Annotated in this window: 15 protein-coding genes and 1 pseudogene; 13 read left to right on the top strand and 3 right to left on the bottom strand. The window is 37.6% G+C overall.

Translation table 11 applies throughout. The features are described from left to right. Positions 1-44 precede the first annotated feature (44 nt). The gene (locus OE105_RS06335) at positions 45-509 is read left to right on the top strand and encodes a DUF420 domain-containing protein (protein ID WP_275421906.1); all 465 of its coding nucleotides are present in this window, start codon (positions 45-47) and stop codon (positions 507-509) included. Between the two features lie 776 nt (positions 510-1,285). Here the strand turns inward: OE105_RS06335 and OE105_RS06330 are convergent. Further along, positions 1,286-1,666, bottom strand: coding sequence for a YugN family protein (locus OE105_RS06330; protein WP_275421905.1), 381 nt, complete (start codon positions 1,664-1,666; stop codon positions 1,286-1,288). A 189-nt stretch (positions 1,667-1,855) separates the two neighbouring features. Between OE105_RS06330 and OE105_RS06325 the strand changes: the two genes are divergently transcribed. The 9 genes and pseudogenes from OE105_RS06325 to coaD all read left to right on the top strand — a co-directional run bounded on the left by OE105_RS06325 (position 1,856) and on the right by coaD (position 8,515). Next, the gene (locus tag OE105_RS06325) at positions 1,856-2,293 is read left to right on the top strand and encodes a CBS domain-containing protein (protein ID WP_275421904.1); all 438 of its coding nucleotides are present in this window, start codon (positions 1,856-1,858) and stop codon (positions 2,291-2,293) included. A 196-nt stretch (positions 2,294-2,489) separates the two neighbouring features. Next, a pseudogene (locus OE105_RS06320) lies at positions 2,490-3,633 on the top strand (CAP domain-containing protein). A gap of 91 nt (positions 3,634-3,724) precedes the next feature. Beyond that, positions 3,725-4,138 carry a YlbD family protein gene (gene ylbD, locus OE105_RS06310; protein ID WP_275422114.1) on the top strand — a complete coding sequence of 138 codons (414 nt, stop codon included), beginning with the start codon at positions 3,725-3,727 and terminating at the stop codon, positions 4,136-4,138. Between the two features lie 13 nt (positions 4,139-4,151). After that, positions 4,152-4,394: a YlbE-like family protein gene (locus OE105_RS06305; protein ID WP_275421901.1), complete on the top strand. Its 243-nt coding sequence runs from the start codon at positions 4,152-4,154 to the stop codon at positions 4,392-4,394. 160 nt (positions 4,395-4,554) lie between these two features. Beyond that, positions 4,555-4,998 (top strand): YlbF/YmcA family competence regulator, encoded by a 444-nt coding sequence (locus tag OE105_RS06300; RefSeq protein ID WP_275421900.1) that lies wholly within the window; start codon positions 4,555-4,557, stop codon positions 4,996-4,998. Between the two features lie 49 nt (positions 4,999-5,047). Then, positions 5,048-5,323, top strand: coding sequence for a YlbG family protein (locus OE105_RS06295; RefSeq protein ID WP_275421899.1), 276 nt, complete (start codon positions 5,048-5,050; stop codon positions 5,321-5,323). 126 nt (positions 5,324-5,449) lie between these two features. Continuing rightward, positions 5,450-6,859: a hypothetical protein gene (locus OE105_RS06290; RefSeq protein ID WP_275421898.1), complete on the top strand. Its 1,410-nt coding sequence runs from the start codon at positions 5,450-5,452 to the stop codon at positions 6,857-6,859. 337 nt (positions 6,860-7,196) lie between these two features. After that, positions 7,197-7,763, top strand: coding sequence for a 16S rRNA (guanine(966)-N(2))-methyltransferase RsmD (gene rsmD / locus OE105_RS06285; RefSeq protein WP_275421896.1), 567 nt, complete (start codon positions 7,197-7,199; stop codon positions 7,761-7,763). Positions 7,764-8,023: 260 nt separating this feature from the next. Continuing rightward, complete coding sequence (gene coaD / locus OE105_RS06280; protein ID WP_275421895.1) at positions 8,024-8,515, top strand: pantetheine-phosphate adenylyltransferase; 492 nt, start codon at positions 8,024-8,026, stop codon at positions 8,513-8,515. A gap of 38 nt (positions 8,516-8,553) precedes the next feature. Here coaD and ylbJ read toward each other — a convergent pair whose 3' ends face one another. Beyond that, a complete protein-coding gene (gene ylbJ, locus OE105_RS06275; RefSeq protein ID WP_275421894.1) occupies positions 8,554-9,756 on the bottom strand; it encodes a sporulation integral membrane protein YlbJ in 1,203 nt (400 codons plus the stop codon). Positions 9,757-9,940: 184 nt separating this feature from the next. Between ylbJ and OE105_RS06270 the strand changes: the two genes are divergently transcribed. Both OE105_RS06270 and OE105_RS06265 read left to right on the top strand, forming a co-directional pair. Beyond that, a complete protein-coding gene (locus OE105_RS06270; protein ID WP_275421893.1) occupies positions 9,941-10,729 on the top strand; it encodes a patatin-like phospholipase family protein in 789 nt (262 codons plus the stop codon). Next, on the top strand, positions 10,726-11,751 hold the full coding sequence (locus tag OE105_RS06265; RefSeq protein ID WP_275421892.1) for a SepM family pheromone-processing serine protease: 1,026 nt from the start codon (positions 10,726-10,728) through the stop codon (positions 11,749-11,751). Before OE105_RS06270 ends, OE105_RS06265 begins: the two co-directional genes overlap by 4 nt. Positions 11,752-11,994: 243 nt before the next feature. Here the strand turns inward: OE105_RS06265 and OE105_RS06260 are convergent, their stop codons facing one another. Next, entirely contained in the window at positions 11,995-13,227 is a 1,233-nt protein-coding gene (locus tag OE105_RS06260) for a nucleotidyltransferase (RefSeq protein WP_275421891.1), read from the bottom strand. Between the two features lie 198 nt (positions 13,228-13,425). Here OE105_RS06260 and OE105_RS06255 point away from each other — a divergent pair, with 198 nt between their 5' ends. Beyond that, positions 13,426-13,956: a YceD family protein gene (locus tag OE105_RS06255; RefSeq protein WP_420842590.1), complete on the top strand. Its 531-nt coding sequence runs from the start codon at positions 13,426-13,428 to the stop codon at positions 13,954-13,956. The last annotated feature ends 15 nt before the right edge of the window (positions 13,957-13,971 follow it).

Below are 13,971 nucleotides of genomic sequence, written 5' to 3'. Positions count from 1 at the left end.
CGATAATAGATGATAGATAAAGATTATAGAAAGGGGTTAACAAAATGGGAAATGTGCCGCTTTTACCAACGATTAGTACCCTTTTTATCGTCATTAGCGGGATACTCGTTGCTTTCGGGTGGTATTTTATTTATAAAAGGAAAATAGAAATCCATAAAAAATTGATGATTTCTGCAGCCGTCTTTGCCGTTCTTTTTTTTGTCATTTATTTAAGTAGGACCATTTTTATCGGAAATACGTCTTTCGGTGGTCCGGAACATTTAAAAATCTATTACACGATCTTTTTGCTCTTCCATATCGTTTTAGCAACGATAGGAGCAATCCTTGGTGTTCGGACAATTTGGTTCGGTTTAAAAAATGTGTTAGATAAACATCGAAAACTTGGACCGATTACTAGCATCGTATGGTTTTTTACTGCAGGAACAGGTGTCGTCGTTTACTTTTTCCTTTATGTATTTTATAAAGGGGGAGAGACGACTTCCTTGATTAAAGCGATTTTTGGCTTTTAATGATTGAAAAAGGGAAACTTGCCAATTGGCGAAGTTTCCCTAAATTTTTGGTTCTTTGTCAAATCGTGTTGGAGAAAAATTTCGTGACTTTATTCAGTAAAATGTAATCGAATCACGTTGTCCATTCATTCAAAATCGATTTGAAGTGATTCGTTCCATTGGCGGACGCTCATCCAGTGGCACGTCCCCGCCTCCTCGTCACAACGTTTCCGCGGGGTCTCGAGTCTTGTTCTTTCCCCGCAGGAGTCGCCGCCAATGGAATTTCAATCATTTTCTATTTTGGACTTAGGGGTCACCTTTTTTTATGGTTACTAAATGATTGGTAATAAGAATACGATTTTTAAAAGGATCAAAGCACTTATAACCAAATGCAATGCGTTTTATCGTCTCCATCTGATGATAGATTCTTTCAAAATCCCGTTGTTGGATTTTCATGTAAACGTGTTCTACATCAGATATGCATTTCATCATTGTGTTGATGGGGATTCTCATATATGTTGAGACGTGTTTTTGTTTCTTGACAACACCTTCTTTAAGAGCTTAAAGTTCTTCGTTCTTAAACATAAAAGATATTTAACAAAATGCGTATCCAATCATGATGAGACATGTGACATTACTCTTTAAATGGAGTTTGGCGATTACATTTTACTTGGGAATTTCACTTGTCTCTATTTTTTTGATCAAAAAAAAGGTGCTAGGTTTAGTCACCAGCACCAAAAATTATAGCCAAATTTTTTACGTGAAATAACTTGATGAACGATGTGTATTTTCATGTTTCACACCGTTTCTGCTGGAACTTGATCCGCTAACGGTTCTAATTGTTCGTAAACTTCTTTTAAAATTTCCTGACAACGGGTTACTAATGCCTTTGGAAAATTTTCATCTTCTCCGTATTCTACCCCATGGGGATAATAATACTTCCCAAGAATTGGAACTTTCAATTGGATATAAGCATCGTGGGCTCCCACATCCCCTTCTAAAGCATAACCTTGAACCCGTAAATAATATACATGATCTTTTATGACGATTTTCCTATCATACGTAACCCTTTCGTAGTCCCATTGTCCTGCACGAATTAAACCAAATTGGGGCAACAGGTCATCTAAAATATTCAAGTCTACACGTAGTTTTTCAATCCCCGTATTTTCTAACCGCATCCATTTCTCCCCCCTGTTTTTATTCGCTAAACACTGCTAAATAAATAATAGATGATTGTAAAGAAAGATTCAACAGTAAAAATTGTGAAAATAAGGAAAAAGGTGCGTTTTTCAAGACAGTATGAATCGTATTTCAAAGGAACAAATGGATAAACTAAGGGAGAATAAGGAAAGGAGGAGGGAATAAATATGAAAGTGGCAGACATTATGTCGAGAGATGTAAAAGTTTGCTCATATTTTGACAGTATATTCGATGCTGCAAAGAAAATGAAAAAATTTGATATTGGGTCCTTACCGGTCGTTGATGGCAATCGATTAATTGGAATCATAACGGACAGGGATCTAGTCATTCGCGGGATGGCAGAACAATTGCCTCTATCTACAAAAGTGGAACAATTAATGACAACGGATGTAAAAACCGTTTTAAAGAATCAAGGTGTAGAAGAAGTTGCCGAATTAATGGCGGAGGAACAGATTCGACGAGTCCCTGTTGTCGAAGGAGAAACATTGATTGGTATTGTTTCTTTAGGTGATTTAGCCGTTGATAATCAGACGGATGAAAAGGCGAAAATCGCTTTGTCGGAAATTTCAGAGGAAAGAACGGAAGGGGAACAGTTCTTTAATTGAATGTTTCATGATTTACATGCAGAAAGGCAACAGGTCAGAAGTATTTCTGTTTTTTAGTTTGTGCAAACACTGGTAGATAAAATATATCTTTAGACCTGGGTAAAAAGTATCATTGTTTCATATGCCAGAAAAAAAATGGTATAATAAAGCCAAACGAAAATAGTAATAGTAGTAAAATTATATTTATTTTTAAAATTTGGTATTATTTATAACTTTCATCGATTATTTTAAGACGTTTGATGAGCGCAAAGTATTTGAGGAGGAGGAATGTCCCCTGCGAAGCCTGATACGAATACTTGTATTGCTAACGATTTTTTTAGTTTTAGGGGTATCATTGAACTTATTTAACTCCGAGGATTCAGTTTTGACAGAGAACTCGAAAAAACCGTCTGCGGAAGAAGATTTACAGTTAGATATTCAAGAAGAGATCGAAAAACCGGAAAGACCTGAGGAAGGGATTTCCACGTATATTGGTAAATCTGTTCAACAGTTTTTCGATTATTACGGGAACCCTGATCGTACGGAATTGTCTTATTATGGATACACTTCGTTAGTTTACAATAGTGAAAACACCTATATGATTGTAGGAGAAAAGGATGGGACTGTATCCTCAATTTCCGTAGCTGGTACAGAAATAAATATATTTCCGTTTCACATAGGGGAAAATTTAGAATCGGTTTACAAAAAATATACGATGAGACCCGAAATTGAATTTACTTATGGAGATGGAGTGTATCGCTTTGAATTGTTTGAAAGCGATTTGAATATTCGTCCGCTCTTACAATTGGGGGATATTTTTGCTCAGCTATATTTTGATAATTTTACCGGTGAGTTGTTATTCGTCCGTTTTTTGGACAAAGAATCGGTCTTATTACATCGTCCTTATGATTTGACCTATCGGGGGACATTGGTGGAAAGCGATCTATTAACGGAAGAGCAATGGGATTTAGCTGATCGGGCGAGTGAAAAACAAATTTTCGAATTGACGAACTTAATCCGGAAACGATATTCTATTTCAACTGTACATTGGGATGAAGACGTTCGAGTCGTCGCCTATGAGCATAGTAAAGACATGTATGAAACGGAAACCTTTTCCCATGTTTCGAAAAGGACCGGTGATTTATCCGACCGATTGCGGTCGGGGGGGCATTTTTTATGAAATGGCGGGAGAAAATATTGCCTATCAATATACCGATAGTGTTTCAGTCGTTGCTGGATGGTTAAATAGTAAAGGTCATCGGGAAACTTTGCTAAATGACCAATTTACCCACTTAGGTGTCGGTGTATACAGAAAATATTATACACAAAACTTTTTAAAAATACCTTGGGGTTCAGACTAGGCGATATACCTAGTCTTTTTTCTTATATATTAGTTTCATTTTTTCCCTAAATTCATATTATAGAAATAAGGAAGTAGCTGAGGTGAAGAGCATGGGAGAAAAGAAACTACATCCAAACGTCCAAAAATTTAAAGAATTCATCCGAGAACATCCGTTAATGATTAAAGAAGTCAGAAAAGGCAACTATACGTGGCAGGAATTATATGAGGAATGGTATTTATTAGGTGAAGATGATCCGAAATGGAAAGCCTATACATCCACTAATCCGTTAGAAAAACATAGCCGTGGAAATGGTGATGAAACATCTGCGTTTTTTCAGCAATTAGTAAAAACTTTAAAAAATACCGATATGGAAAAGTTACAAGGATATATTCAAAATTTGAACGAAACGATTCAAACGATTCAAGGTATTCTCTCCGAATTACAACGTGCTCAAAAGGAAGGAAAGGGGAATTCAACAATTGAAAGACAGAAACAAAACCCATTTTCCTTCCGCAGAGATTAATGGAAGGTGAACTATGAGAAAGGATATTTTAGCACTGATCCAGTCGAATCGAGATTTGCATCGATTTATACGAGAACAGCCCCAATGGTATCGTACATTGTCAAGGGATCCCCAATCGATTACACAATTTCAAAAAGCTGCGAGACAATATTATAAAAAGACCTTTGCCAATCGGGTTCAAAAAATTACCGAAGGGGCCCAAATGGCTTCATTTATGCTGAATATGTTACAAGCTGTTGAAAAGGGGGACGAGTAATTTTTTTTGCAAAACCTTTGGACAAGGTTTAAAACATTCCGTCAGGATAAAATGATTTCCTCTTTCGTTTTTTGTCAATCCTTTGGAATTTTGATATACTTAGAAAAAAGCGTCCCCGCCCATGGAAGGCGGATTAATTATAAATGGAGGTGGGTGTTGGATGCTAGTTACCCTAGAAAGGGCACAAATTATCGATCATGCAGAAAAACTGGCGAGGATGGTTATCGAAAGTGATATTGTGGAAACGTATCGCCATTCTTTATATATGATGAGATCAAATAAGGAAACCCAACGGAAAATTCGGCGATTTGTGGAACTGAAAGAACGTTATGAGGAAGTCGAACGGTTCGGAAGATATCATCCTGATTACAAAACGGTCATGATGAACATCCGAAGGGCAAAACGGGAAATGGATTTGGACGAACATGTGGCCAATTTTAAACGGGCCGAAAGGGATTTGCAAAATTTACTAGATGAAATTAGCATGCTAATCGGTCATTCGGTTTCACCAAACGTAAAAGTGGCAACGGGCAATCCGTTTTTTGAAACATCTCATCAAGGTGGATGTTCCGTTGGAGGAAGTTGTAGTTGCAGTGTATCTTAAATATTCAACTCCGAAAAAGTGAAAATTAGAATTAGGTAGGGGTTATCATATGTTTGTACAAAGACAAGGAATTATCGTTTGGTTGTATTCGCTAAAGCACGTTCGACATTTAAAAAAATATGGAAATATCCACTATGTTTCGAAGCGATTAAAATATGTTGTTTTATATTGTAATTTAAGTGATAGTGAACGAATAATGGAAAAATTACAGTCCCTTTCCTTTGTAAAAAAGGTAGAACTTTCCTACCGTCCATACTTAGATTTGGAATTTGATGGGAAGAAGAAGGACGAAGAAAAGGAATTCGACTATAAACTCGGATTGTAGCCGGTGACCAAACCGGTTTTTTTTTGCGTGAATTTCCATCCCTTAACTTGGATAATTTACATATTTCTGTCAAAATTCGTCGGATTTTGATATTGTATAGATAAGAAATCTTCGAGGGGAGAAAAAATGGCTAAACGAAACCTTTTTTCCATTTTCATTATCGCTTTATTATTAACAACCGTTTTATTAATTTGGCAATGGAATGACTATCAAATGAAAGCTAAAAAAGGAAATGGAACTGAGCCCATTGCTTCTGCTACCCAACAAATCGAGATAACCCATTCAAAAGGGAAATTAACAATTGTCCAAAGGATCGAAAATCTAGAAATGGGAAATTATCACCTTCGCTATCCAGACGGGGAAAATTTTATTTGTGAATCCGGTGGGAAAAGAATCGATTGCTCCAAAGAAATGATGGTGGAAGAAAATGAGATTCAATTTACATATGAAATACACATGAATCCAGATTATCATTTTTTTATGTTGGACGATGGATTTGTGAAACTAGAAAATGTATCCGTCGACCATACGGAAGTTCATATGAGTGAGATGATGGATTTAGACAGTATTTGGATTGCTGGAGCAGATATGAAAACCGATCAGAAAATGGAATTCGTTCATTATTATTTATTTGAAAAGGAAGGGGAAGGGTTTTCCCTATATTGGCAACGTGACCCTTTAACGAAAACACAGCAGGACGGATATACCGTCTATGGCAACCGGGATTTTCAATGGGGAAAAAATTTAGTTCAAAAATTTTTCAATGACAATCAAAATCGAATAATTCCAAATATCGTTTTTACAGATATTGATGCGATATATTCGTCAAAGGATTTACTCGTAGTACCGGAAACGATCGACGAAAATAAATTGCAACGATTGTGGATTAACGAATATTTTTCAGAGGGAATTTTTCAATCGGAGAAGGAAAATGAATGGTTAGCAGAAGTTTTAACTGGGCTTTTTTTCCAGATTCCAATCAATGGAAAAGCTGAGGAAATGTATGAACAGTTGGTTGCCAATTTGAATGAAGAAGAGATCAATCGATTTTTCGAAAAAATTAACACGGTAGAAACGAGTGGTGTAAAAGGATTGGATGAGCGTTTAAGTGAAGTGAAGCAATGGAAGACAGACTTTTTTACATTAAATAAAAATCAATCGAATCCCCTAGAACCATTATATTTCTATATGGAAAAACCGATTTTCGTAGGGGAGGAGCAACTTATTGATAAAAAGGTTTACGTCGTTCGATCCACCCACTACTATCCGGTGAAAGAAATTGTTCAATCCCTCGGGTACACCTATGAACCATTATCCGATCATGAAATACTCGTCTCCAATAAAAAAGATGTTTTTCGTTTTTACGATGGAAAAAATATCTTTATATTAAACGAAGAGCAATATGGACTTTACGGAGATCACTTAGAAGAACCCTTAACAAAAATTCATGGGGAATGGTATATACAAGAAGACTTGCTCATTCGACTTTTTTCTGTACAAGTCATCGAATATGAGTCGAAAATCGCCGTCTTTTAAAAAAACGGGCGAAAAAATAACCCTGTAGATTTCCTCTACAGGGTCCCTTCGAACTCTTCAATTGAGCGAAGGCAAAGGGAGAGGAGAAACCGGAGGAAGAACTTATGGGGAAACGTAAGTCTTCTCCGCGGTTGGCAACAACACCATCGTGATGGATGTTGCTATTATCAGTATGACCAATGGGATGAAATATATACATGGATTAGGTAAAAAAAACATCAGTTTTTGTCGAAAAATGTTCGGTTAATCAACGTGTACGATGAAAAATCATCTATTTTTTTTTGTCGATTTATGTTAGCATAGTAAAGAAAATATAACCGTTAAACAAGGTGATATTGTGAGAGTTATTTCCGGTTCAAAAAAAGGCCGATTGTTAAAAGCGGTACCTGGACAAAATACCCGACCGACGACCGATAAAGTAAAAGAAAGTATGTTTAATATAATCGGGCCGTATTTTGATGGCGGATGGGGTTTAGATTTATTCGCTGGAAGTGGTGGATTAGGAATTGAAGGATTAAGTAGGGGTCTTGAAAAGGTATTGTTTGTCGACCACCATCCGAAAGCGATTGAAACGATTCGGTCTAACCTGGCTACTTGTCAACTTATGGATTTTGCGGAAGTGTATAAAAATGATTGGAGGCGGGCATTGAAAATCATCATTCATCGAAAGATTGTCTTTCAGGTGATTTGGCTCGACCCACCATATAAAAAAATCAAACATTATCACGAAATATTACAGATGGTAAACGACTATCGACTACTTGAAAATGGCGGGTCCCTCGTTTGTGAACATAGTTCGGACATGTCATTGCCCGATACATATGGTCTCCTTAACAAAATGAAAACGACCCGTTACGGATCAATCGCATTATCCATTTACAAAATGGGATCCACATCCCCTTGATTCCGAAATTCTTTATGACTCGGCCCCCCTTTTCCATTCAATTTTTTTGGAACTTGATTACATCATTGGAAAAGGGTGCAAGTATTTTTTAAATGAATCGGGAAATGGATAATTTTCATTTCGGTTGAATCATCTCGTTTTCCTCAACCATTTTCTTTCAAACGATTCGATTGGTTTTCCTTTAAATGGGATTGACGACGGATGATTTTTAACCATTTTGCCTAATTTGATAATAAGTCGTTCATTAAGGGAGGAAAAAAATGCAACGGGTAGCGGTTTGCCCTGGGAGTTTCGATCCGATTACAAACGGACATATGGATATTATTTCAAGGGGCGCACAAATCTTCGACAAAGTTTATGTATGTATTTTAAACAATTCTGGCAAAAAATCTCTGTTTACAAAGGAAGAACGAATTCGATTAATTGAAGAAGCGACGAAGGATTTTCCAAATGTGATCGTCGATTCCTTTGACGGGTTATTAGTTGACTACGCGAAAAAGGTCAATGCTCAAGTCATTTTGAGAGGGTTACGAGCTGTTTCTGATTTTGAATACGAATTACGGATTACATCGATGAATCGAAAGCTCGATGAACAGATTGAAACGTTTTTCATGATGACGAATAATCAATATTCATTTTTAAGTTCGAGTATCGTAAAGGAAGTGGCAAAATATAACGGAAATATTTCCGATCTCGTGCCACCCGTCGTCGAGAAAGCATTAAGAGAAAAATTTGCGAAAATGAAGAAATGAAGGGGGACGGATGGATGATCTGTCCCCCTTCGACTTATTCATCTTTTTAAAAAGTGTTTTCGAATATATAAGAATATATATACAATGATTGAAACAATGGTTATGATTGGACCGATTTCAATAAATCGTTGAAACAGTTGGGTGTAATAGGCTTGTTCAAAAAACAAGAAAACGGTCGTTACATCCGAACTCTTCTCCATCCCTGCTTCATAAACGGGTTTCCATAATAGAATGGTCAAAATACTGGCGAAAACCCCTTGCAAACACCGCCCGAGAAAAAACGGTTGAAAACGAATATCCGATTCGGCTAAAATACTGCCTACTTGAGCTTGTATACTAAAGCCACCGAAGGCAAGAAGGAAGCTGACCACGATCGCCTTTTCCAATAATCGTACATTTTCCACATCACTGACCATCTTGCTTCCGATTGTCATCTCGAACAATCCGGATAAAAAGGGAAGGCTCAGTTCATTCGGTAAATGAAGGATGGAAAAAATCGGTTGAATCATTAGGGCGAATAGTTCCGTTATATGAATGATGGTAAAGAGTCGGTTTAAAACAGAAAAGAAGATAATAAACCCACCGATCATTAACAACGTTTGAATGGAGGAAATGACTGCATCCCCAAGGATTTTTCCAAAAGGACGACGATTTTCTATTCTCGTTTTATGCATATGAACGAAGGCTTCCTTTAACAAAAATTTTCTTCTTTCCCTTTTTCGCTCCATTTTTCCGTAAAATCGCATCAAAAATCCGACGAATATATTGCTTACATAATGGGATAGGGCGAACACCGTTCCGATTTTTTCATTTTGAAAAAAGCCAGCGGAAACTGCACCGAAGATGAAAAGCGGATTGGCGGAACTCGTAAAAGCGACGATCTTTTCCGCTTCCTGCTGCGAAAGCATGTTTTCATTCCGTAGTCTTACCGTTAATTTTGCACCGGCGGGATTTCCAGCGACCATCCCCATCGCCCAAACGAATCCACCGATTCCAGGGGTGCGGAAGAAAGGTCGCATAATCGGTTCCAAAAGAATACCAATGAACTTTACTACTCCGAAGGCAATTAATAACTCTGACACGATAAAAAAGGGAAGTAAAGAAGGGAAAACGATTTTCCACCAAGTTTCCAATCCTTTTACTGAAGCATCTAGGGCTTCTTTCGGAAACAAAACGAGGGCAAAGGCGATAATGCTAATAGGAATATTATACAGAAGGGTGATCCAATTTGAACGGAGCAAAGGTTTTTCCTCCCTCTTTAAAGCGAAGGCTTTCGATAACCAATGATTCCAAAATTGAAATTGTGAGATGCCGTCTCTCCTTTTTCAATGTATGAGCGTATTCTTAAAAAAAGACATGCCGTTAAAAAATTGCATAACTTTCTGTTTCGTACATATGGATTACCGAAAGAAAGGGGAGATTGGAGTGGCTGAACCGAAAATTGGATTGGCACTAGGAGCAGGTGGAGCAAGGGGATTGGCCCATCTCGGGGTTTTAAAGGTGTTCGAACAGGAAAAGATTCCGATTTCCTATATAGCCGGTAGTAGCATCGGAGCGATTGTCGGTTCCTTTTATGCAGCAGGACAAAAAATTGAACAATTAGAGAAATTTTCAATCGCATTTAAACGAAAATATTTCCTCGATTTTACCGTACCTAAATTAGGGTTTATTGCAGGAAATCGATTAAAAGATTTTATTCGTATATTTTCGTATAATAAAAACATTGAAGACTTACACATTCCTGTCGCCATTGTCGCAACAGATATCGAAACGGGGGAAAAGGTCGTTTTTCGAAAGGGACCCGTTGCCGATGCGGTAAGGGCGAGTATTGCTATACCGGGTATATTTACTCCAGAGAAAATTGACGGGAGAATGCTTGTGGATGGGGGAGTTGTCGATCGAGTACCGGTCTCCGTCGTAAAGGAAATGGGGGCGGATATCGTTATCGGTGTCGACGTTGCAGGGTTTAAAAAAAATGCCCAAATCCAATCAATCTATGATATTATTTTACAAAGTATTGATATTATGCAAATGGAGATTGTACGAAATCGGGGATACAAATCCGATGTAATCATCCAACCACCTGTTCAAATGTTTAGCTCCTATTCATTTACGAATGTGGAAGAAATCATTCAATTAGGAGAAAAGGAAGCGAAAAAAAGGATGAAGGATATTCATTCTGTAATTAAGAAATGGAAGGAGTCCAAAAATTGAACAAAAAAAGAACCCTTTTGATTACATTGTTCATTACGTTGAGCTTTATTATAATTAATTTCTTTCCATTACCTTATTACGTAACAAGTCCAGGAATGGCGAAAGAATTAGATGATGTCATTAAAGTGGAAAACGGTTATACAGAAACGGGCGACTTTATGTTAACAACGGTAAGCATTGGAAAGGCGACGATTTTTTCCTTTCTTTTTGCAAAGTTAAAAGATTATTATGAAGTGGAACCGAAAGAGGCGATTCGTTATGAAGATGAAACGGATGAGGAGTATCACGTTCGTCAATTATATTTAATGGAAAGCTCAAAGGAGAATGCTTTACAAGTGGCCTTTGAAAAAGCGGGTAAATCGGTTGAAGTGACATATAATGGAATTTACGTTTTACGGACATTGGAAGGAACTCCTGCAGCGAGCATTTTACGTCCAGGCGATCGGATTGTGGCTATTGACGGTCACTCCTTTCAATCGACGGAGGAATTTACAACATACGTTCAGCAAAAGGACGTTGGAGATGTGTGTGTGATTACGTTTATTCGAGAAGGGGAAAAGTTGACAAAGGAATTGACCATTCAATTGATACCAACCATTCAAAAACCAGGGATCGGGATCACCCTGGTGGATGATAAGACAGTGATTACAGATCCAAAAGTGACCATTGACACCGATCAAATTGGTGGCCCCTCTGCAGGATTAATGTTCTCCTTAGAATTGTATAATCAGTTAACAGAGGATGATTTAACGAAGGGATATTTAATTGCGGGAACTGGAACGATCAATGAAAAAGGCGAGGTCGGTCCGATTGGTGGGATTGATCAAAAGGTTGTTGCTGCACATAAAGCAGGGGCGGAAATCTTCTTTGCACCGAGGGAAGGGGGAAAGAAGGGATCTAATTATGAGGTAGCAAAAGAGACGGCTAAAGATATCGATACGAATATGAAAATAGTCCCCGTGGATACCTTTGAAGAGGCGTTAACATATTTAAAACATTTAAAACCAAAAAAGGATTCCTAGAAGGGAAATAAAACGTCAAGTTAAAGAAAACGCTAGAAATCATCGTATGGAAGCCGAGGTTTTAACAACAACTTTTACAATTTCTCCTTAAATTTTTGAAATGGAAAGGAAACCTCCCCTTCTAAAGAATAGGAAGGGGAGGATAACACACTAGTTGTTATAAAGATCGATTGTATTTTTTTAAAGGAAAATGTTGATGGAAGGAAGTTGTAGGCTGTACATATCCGACGCTTAACCTTTCTCTTATGAAATGGATGGTCGACCATCGGATTCCAAAATAATCGGTGGCCGAGCATATTCCAGTTGAATCATTTGTTGACGAAAAGGGGGATCAAATCCGAAGGCATATGTCCGGCCAGCTCTTACATCGAGATAGATTTTCTCCTCAGTTAATGAAGAAATTTTCGAAATAATCGGGGTTGGAAAGGAGTCTTTGTATTTTCGTAAATACTTTCTCCCCCTTTCATTTAATCCGAGGATGCGAATATAATCCACCTTTTCACTCCGTCTTTCCATTTCTTCTTTTGTCGTATTTGTTAAAATATGGGTTATAATTCGTTGCAAGCGGGTCCAAGTATATCTTTTTGTTTTCAATTTTTCCATAAATGCTTGGAAATGGCTTGCCTCTTTAGCCATCCCAATTAATCGATGTTCGATCCCTTCTTCAACTTCGTATATGTTTTTTAAATCCTTCGGTCTAATATGTAACAGTCGGTACTGTAAAAATGACCAATATCGTTCCCAATGGGCGAAGGTTCCATACTCCTTTTTAAACCGTATTAGCTCATTCCAAGTAGTTTTCGGTACATGTGCTTCGATCGGAAAAGATGTTTGAGAAAATAGTGCTTGTCGGATGCTCGTTGCACTAGAAATGCCCTTTGGAGATAGGTTGTTTTCATGGTAATCGGAATGGATTCGTTTGATCGTTATTGGGGTAATCGAACGATGTTGCTTCTTGATCGCTTTCATGTAGTGATAGCCTAAAATATTATTTGGCTTACTTAAATCGACCATCATTCCAGTAGGATTTAACGAACGAAAGGCCATGGAACAAGCTTTCGGATAACTGATGCCCGTTTTCATATATGTTTGAACGGAACGGTTAAACAATTCTTTATTTTGTTCAATAAAATTCATCGTCCGATAAAAATCATCGATCTTCCCCGACTCACTGCCGAAACATAAGTACTGGCATCCTAAATCGGCCAAAATTTGGACCGCTCCAGTTGCGAAAGTTTCTGCCTTTTGAGTGGCAAAGGCATAAGGTAGTTCAACGACTAAATCGACCCCCGCAGCTAATGCCATCTTCGTACGGGAAAACTTCGATACGAGGGCAGGTTCTCCCCGTTGCAAAAAATTCCCACTCATCACGGCGATGATACAATCTGCGCCGGTTTTTTCCACTGTTTTTTGTAAATGGTATAAATGACCGTTATGGAATGGATTATACTCTACAACAATTCCTGCACATTTCATTCGCCTACTCCTTTTTTTATCAATACATTATCACGTTTGGATGAAAATTTCTATCCTGTTGATCCGTATGAAAGAAGCTAAAATTTCAAATACTAATTAAACATCGTATGTGGCTCTTACGGTCTGTAAAGAAAATTGTATTGACAAATAAGAAAATGAAAGATATAATTACTTTTGTTGTCTTGAGGTGAATTTATGATGAAATGGTCCATCGTTCAGCTACAAAAGTTTAAGAAAAATGGAATTCAGTTTGACAAAACGGTTCCATTTGACCATTTAAAAGAAAGGGATCATCAAATTCGCTCCATTTCTCCGATTCGTATCGTTGGAAATGTCGATTTGGACTCGAAAAAAGTCACCTTTCACTTACATATAACCGGTGAGATGGTGTTACCAAGTTCGAGAACGTTACGAGATGTTCATTTCCCAATTGACATCCGAACGACGGAAATTTTCGTACAAGATTCGACCGGTGAAGATTGGGAAGAACAGGAAAATATTCATCCCATTCAAGGAGAGATGATCGACCTTACACCGATTATTGAAGAATTAATCTTGATTGAAATTCCTATTCAAGTGTACAATGAAAAGGATGACCAAATTCCAACTGAACAAAAAAAGGGTGTGGATTGGGAGTTCATCCAAGATCCTGATCGTCTGAATGAAAAAAGAGTCGATCCTCGCTTAGCGGATTTAGCTAATTTTTTTCATCAAGAAAAGGATGAATAGGATGGTAGATTCCTT

Origin of the sequence: Fervidibacillus halotolerans (genome assembly GCF_026547205.1) — a bacterium.
In the GTDB taxonomy this organism is placed as follows: Bacteria; Bacillota; Bacilli; order Bacillales; family Caldibacillaceae; genus Fervidibacillus; species Fervidibacillus halotolerans.
The sequence above is the reverse complement of the archived record's forward strand: the minus strand, read 5'-3'. Positions and strand labels throughout refer to the sequence as shown.

Bases quoted from the DNA above. Each gene is read 5' to 3' on its own strand.
- OE105_RS06290 (WP_275421898.1), top strand. From the start codon at position 5,450: ATGGCTAAACGAAACCTTTTTTCCATTTTCATTATCGCTTTATTATTA.
- OE105_RS06335 (WP_275421906.1), top strand. From the start codon at position 45: ATGGGAAATGTGCCGCTTTTACCAACGATTAGTACCCTTTTTATCGTC.
- OE105_RS06295 (WP_275421899.1), top strand. From the start codon at position 5,048: ATGTTTGTACAAAGACAAGGAATTATCGTTTGGTTGTATTCGCTAAAG.
- OE105_RS06305 (WP_275421901.1), top strand. From the start codon at position 4,152: ATGAGAAAGGATATTTTAGCACTGATCCAGTCGAATCGAGATTTGCAT.
- OE105_RS06300 (WP_275421900.1), top strand. From the start codon at position 4,555: ATGCTAGTTACCCTAGAAAGGGCACAAATTATCGATCATGCAGAAAAA.
- OE105_RS06325 (WP_275421904.1), top strand. From the start codon at position 1,856: ATGAAAGTGGCAGACATTATGTCGAGAGATGTAAAAGTTTGCTCATAT.
- OE105_RS06260 (WP_275421891.1), bottom strand. From the start codon at position 13,227: ATGAAATGTGCAGGAATTGTTGTAGAGTATAATCCATTCCATAACGGT.
- OE105_RS06255 (WP_420842590.1), top strand. From the start codon at position 13,426: ATGAAATGGTCCATCGTTCAGCTACAAAAGTTTAAGAAAAATGGAATT.
- OE105_RS06330 (WP_275421905.1), bottom strand. From the start codon at position 1,666: ATGCGGTTAGAAAATACGGGGATTGAAAAACTACGTGTAGACTTGAAT.
- ylbD (WP_275422114.1), top strand. From the start codon at position 3,725: ATGGGAGAAAAGAAACTACATCCAAACGTCCAAAAATTTAAAGAATTC.
- coaD (WP_275421895.1), top strand. From the start codon at position 8,024: ATGCAACGGGTAGCGGTTTGCCCTGGGAGTTTCGATCCGATTACAAAC.